Source organism: uncultured Frigoribacterium sp. (genome assembly GCF_963515265.1).
Lineage (GTDB): Bacteria > Actinomycetota > Actinomycetes > Actinomycetales > Microbacteriaceae > Frigoribacterium.
Window position 1 is genome coordinate 1 of record NZ_CAUPYL010000234.1, and the last position, 3,506, is coordinate 3,506.

A 3,506-nucleotide genomic window follows, 5' to 3' on the forward strand; every position below is an offset into this window, starting at 1 on the left:
GCCCGTGCCCGCGGCGCGGCACGCGTGACCGTCGTCGACGTCCTGCCCGAGCCCCTGGCCAGGGCGCTCGCCGTGGGTGCCGACGAGGTCCTCCGGCTCGGGGAGGACGCCGTCCCCGCCGACTCGTTCGACGTCGTGCTCGAGTGCTCGGGCGCCGCGCCGGCCGTCAGCGCCGCCTTCGTCGCCGCCCGTCGCCTCGGCGTCGTCGCGCAGGTCGGCATGGTCCCCGACGTCGCCCGCCCGGTCAACCTCGCGCCCGCGATCTCGAAGGAGCTGACCGTGCTCGGCGTCTTCCGCTTCCGGGACGAGATCGACGAGGCCGTGCGGATGCTCGACGCCGACCGGTCGCTCGGCGCGGTCGTCACGCACGTCGTCGACAGCGCCGACGCTGCCCGGGCCTTCGACGTCGCCCGGGACTCGTCGGTCAGCGGCAAGGTCCTCGTCGCCGCCTGGCCTGACAGGCCGTAGGAGGCGCCGATCGCGCCACGGGACGGGGCCGGCGAGCCTCGTCCCGCCCCGCAGGGGGAGGATGGAGGCATGCGCGCCGTCACCGTCCCCGTTCCCGGAGGGCCCTCCGCCCTCGTCGTCAGCGAAGTCCCCGAGCCCGTCGCCGGTCCCCACGAGGTCGTGATCGACGTCGCCGCGGCGGGCGTGAACCGCGCCGACGTCTCGCAGCGCGAGGGGCACTACCCGTCGCCGGCCGGGGCGCCCGCGTGGCCGGGGCTCGAGGTGAGCGGCACGGTCGTGAGCCTGGGCAGCGAGGTGACCGGCGCCTCCCTGGGCGACTACGTCCTGGCGCTGCTGCCCGGCGGCGGCTACGCCGACCGCGTGGCCGTCGACGAGGGCCTGCTGCTGCCCTACGCCAAGGGCCTCGACCTGGTCGAGGCGGCGGGGCTGCCCGAGGCGCTCGCGACCGTCTGGTCGAACGTCTTCATGTCGGCCGGGCTGCAGCCGGGCGAGACCCTGCTGGTGCACGGCGGGTCGAGCGGCGTCGGGTCGATCGCGATCCAGCTCGCCGTCGCCCGTGGCGCCACCGTCTACGCGACCGCCGGCTCGGCCGAGAAGACCGCGTTCTGCGAGCAGCTCGGCGCGGCCCGCGGCATCGACTACAAGCAGGAGGACTTCGTCGAGGTCGTCCGCGAGCTGACCGACGGGCGGGGCGTCGACGTCGTGCTCGACCTCGTCGGCGGCGACTACCTCGCGCGCGACGTCGAGGCCGTCGCCCCCGGGGGACGCGTCATGGTGATCGCGACGCAGGGCGGAACGGCCGCGACGATCGACGTGGGGCGCCTGATGGCCAAGCGCGCCCGCATCTGGGGCACGACCCTCCGCGCCCGTCCGCTCGAGGAGCGCCGCGCGATCATGGCCGAGGTGCGCGAGCACGTGTGGCCGCTCGTCGCCGCCGGCACCGTGCGGCCGGTGCTCGACAGCGTCTACCCGCTCGAGTTCGCGGCGACGGCCCACAAGCGGATGGAGTCGGGGCAGCACCTCGGCAAGATCGTGCTCGCGGTGCGCTGAGGCCCTGCGCCCGGCCGATCTCAGTCCTCGTCGTCGTCGCCCGGGATGTGCACGTCGGTGACGGACACGTTGACCTCGGCCACGTCCATGCCGACGAGCTGCTCGATGGCGGCCGCGACGGACTCGCGGACCTGGTCGGCGACCTGGCTGATGGCGACGGGGTACTCGACGACGATCGTGACGTCGGCCGCGACCTGGGTCTCGCCGACCTCGACGCGGACGCCCTGGCCGAGGTCCGTGCTGCCGACGACGTCGCGGAGGGCGCCGAAGGCGCGGGCCGCGCCGCCGCCGAGGGCGTGCACGCCGGGCACCTCACGGGCGGCGATGCCCGCGACCTTGGCGACGACGGCGTCGGCGACGACGGTGCGGCCGGGCGTCGGGCCGTCCGTCGCGAGGCCGGTCGGGGTCGTGGCGGCGGTGAGGGTGGTCGGGGTGGTGTCGGCCATGGTGGCTCCGTTCTGCGAGAGGCTGGTGTAGTCATGGACGAGACGCACGCCGGGACCTGATCGTCACGGAATCCGTCCCAGTCGTTCCATCGAACGCCCTGCCGGGGCTCGCCGCACAGAGGAGGCACCGTGTCGATCGACCTCACCGAGGCTGCCGACGGCACGCTCGCGTCCCGTGCCGCGGAGGGCGACGAACGGGCCTTCGAGGTGCTGCTGCGGCGCCACCTCGGGCTGATGACCGCCTACGCGACGCGGCTGACCTCGTCCCGGGCCGACGCCTCCGACGCGGTGCAGGAGGCGTCGATCACCATCTGGCGAGAGCTGCCGGGCCTGCAGACCCCCGACGCCGTGCGCGGCTGGATGATGACGATCGTGTCGCGCAAGGCGTTCGACCTGATCCGTCGTCGCCGTCCCGCGGCCGACGTCGACGAGCTGGAGGTGCCCTCGGCCGACGGCGCCCACGACGACCCCGAGAGGCGGGCCCAGTCGTCCGACGCGATGGTCGCGCTGCGCCAGGCGCTCGACCGGCTGCCCGCCGCCCAGCGCCGCGTGTGGACCATGCGCGAGGTCGGCGGCGAGTCGTACGCTGACATCGCGGAGCGGACCGGCTCGTCCGTGACCGCCGTGAGGGGCCAGCTCGCTCGTGCCCGAGAGTCACTGACCCGAGAGATGGAGGCCTGGCGATGAGCGACCCGACGCCCTTCTCGCCCTCCGCGCAGCCGAGCGACGGCCGCGCCGAGGGCCCGCTGACGGACGTCGGATCGGGCTCGGGGGCCGACTCGGTCCCGACCGAGCGGCTCGCCGACTACCTCGACGCCGGCCGTGAGCCGTACGACCCGCTCATCGAGGACGACCCCGAGTGCCTGGCGCAGCTCCTCGCGCTCGAGCGGCTGCGGGCGCTGTCGTCCGAGCTCGTCGAGAGCGACGTCGCGACGGCTCCGGCCCCCGACCCGTCGTGGATCGCGAGCGTCATGGACCGCGTCCGGCTCGAGTCGCGCACGGGGCGCGACATCCCGCTCGCGTCGCCCGACGTCCGCAGCACCCTGCACATCACCGAGGGCGCGGTGCGCTCGCTCGTCCGCGAGGCCGGCGACGCGGTGCCGGGTGCCGTCGTCATCTCGTGCGGGCTGGCCGGCGACGTGGGCGTCGTCGACGCGCCGATCAGGGTCGACGTGGCGGTGAGCGTCGTCTACGGCGCCGACCTGCGGCGAGTCGCCGAGCTCGTGCGCGAGGCCGTGTCCGAGGCGCTCGCTCGGCAGACCGAGATCGTCGTCGAGTCCCTCGACGTCACCGTGCGCGACGTGCACCTCGAGGCCCGAGAGGCAGGACTGTGATGGACGACCCGACGATCGACGACCGTGCTGGTACGGGCGCAGGCCCGGCCGTGGGTGCCGACGGCGTCGCGACCGTGCCGCAGGACCGGCTCGACGACCTCGCGCTCGAGCTCGGAGCGCTGGCGGCGGAGACGGACGGCGTCGCCCGCGTGCACGCCCGGCCCGGTGCGGTCGAGATCGCCCGCCAGGCGCTCGGCGGACTCCGGGC

Annotated in this window: 6 protein-coding genes; 5 read left to right on the forward strand and 1 reads right to left on the reverse strand. The window is 75.1% G+C overall.

Going from position 1 to position 3,506, the window contains the following annotated elements; all coding sequences use genetic code 11:
• Both RWM17_RS13145 and RWM17_RS13150 read left to right on the forward strand, forming a co-directional pair.
• Positions 1–468 (forward strand): zinc-binding dehydrogenase (locus RWM17_RS13145; RefSeq protein ID WP_314104365.1); only part of this gene is annotated, 468 nt, incomplete at its 5' end.
• Positions 469–537: 69 nt separating this feature from the next.
• Positions 538–1,518: an NAD(P)H-quinone oxidoreductase gene (locus RWM17_RS13150; protein WP_314104367.1), complete on the forward strand. Its 981-nt coding sequence runs from the start codon at positions 538–540 to the stop codon at positions 1,516–1,518.
• Between the two features lie 20 nt (positions 1,519–1,538).
• On the opposite strand, the gene RWM17_RS13155 is transcribed toward RWM17_RS13150, so the two are convergent.
• Positions 1,539–1,964 (reverse strand): Asp23/Gls24 family envelope stress response protein, encoded by a 426-nt coding sequence (locus RWM17_RS13155; protein ID WP_314104370.1) that lies wholly within the window; start codon positions 1,962–1,964, stop codon positions 1,539–1,541.
• A gap of 129 nt (positions 1,965–2,093) precedes the next feature.
• Between RWM17_RS13155 and RWM17_RS13160 the strand changes: the two genes are divergently transcribed.
• The 3 genes from RWM17_RS13160 to RWM17_RS13170 all read left to right on the forward strand — a co-directional run.
• Positions 2,094–2,651, forward strand: a complete 558-nt coding sequence (locus RWM17_RS13160; RefSeq protein ID WP_314104372.1) for a sigma-70 family RNA polymerase sigma factor — start codon at positions 2,094–2,096, stop codon at positions 2,649–2,651.
• Positions 2,648–3,298, forward strand: a complete 651-nt coding sequence (locus RWM17_RS13165) for an Asp23/Gls24 family envelope stress response protein (protein WP_314104375.1) — start codon at positions 2,648–2,650, stop codon at positions 3,296–3,298. Before RWM17_RS13160 ends, RWM17_RS13165 begins: the two co-directional genes overlap by 4 nt.
• Positions 3,298–3,506: hypothetical protein (locus RWM17_RS13170; RefSeq protein ID WP_314104376.1), on the forward strand; the 209-nt coding region annotated here is incomplete at its 3' end. The genes RWM17_RS13165 and RWM17_RS13170, both read left to right, overlap by 1 nt.

Bases quoted from the DNA above. Each gene is read 5' to 3' on its own strand.
- RWM17_RS13150 (WP_314104367.1), top strand. From the start codon at position 538: ATGCGCGCCGTCACCGTCCCCGTTCCCGGAGGGCCCTCCGCCCTCGTC.
- RWM17_RS13155 (WP_314104370.1), bottom strand. From the start codon at position 1,964: ATGGCCGACACCACCCCGACCACCCTCACCGCCGCCACGACCCCGACC.
- RWM17_RS13165 (WP_314104375.1), top strand. From the start codon at position 2,648: ATGAGCGACCCGACGCCCTTCTCGCCCTCCGCGCAGCCGAGCGACGGC.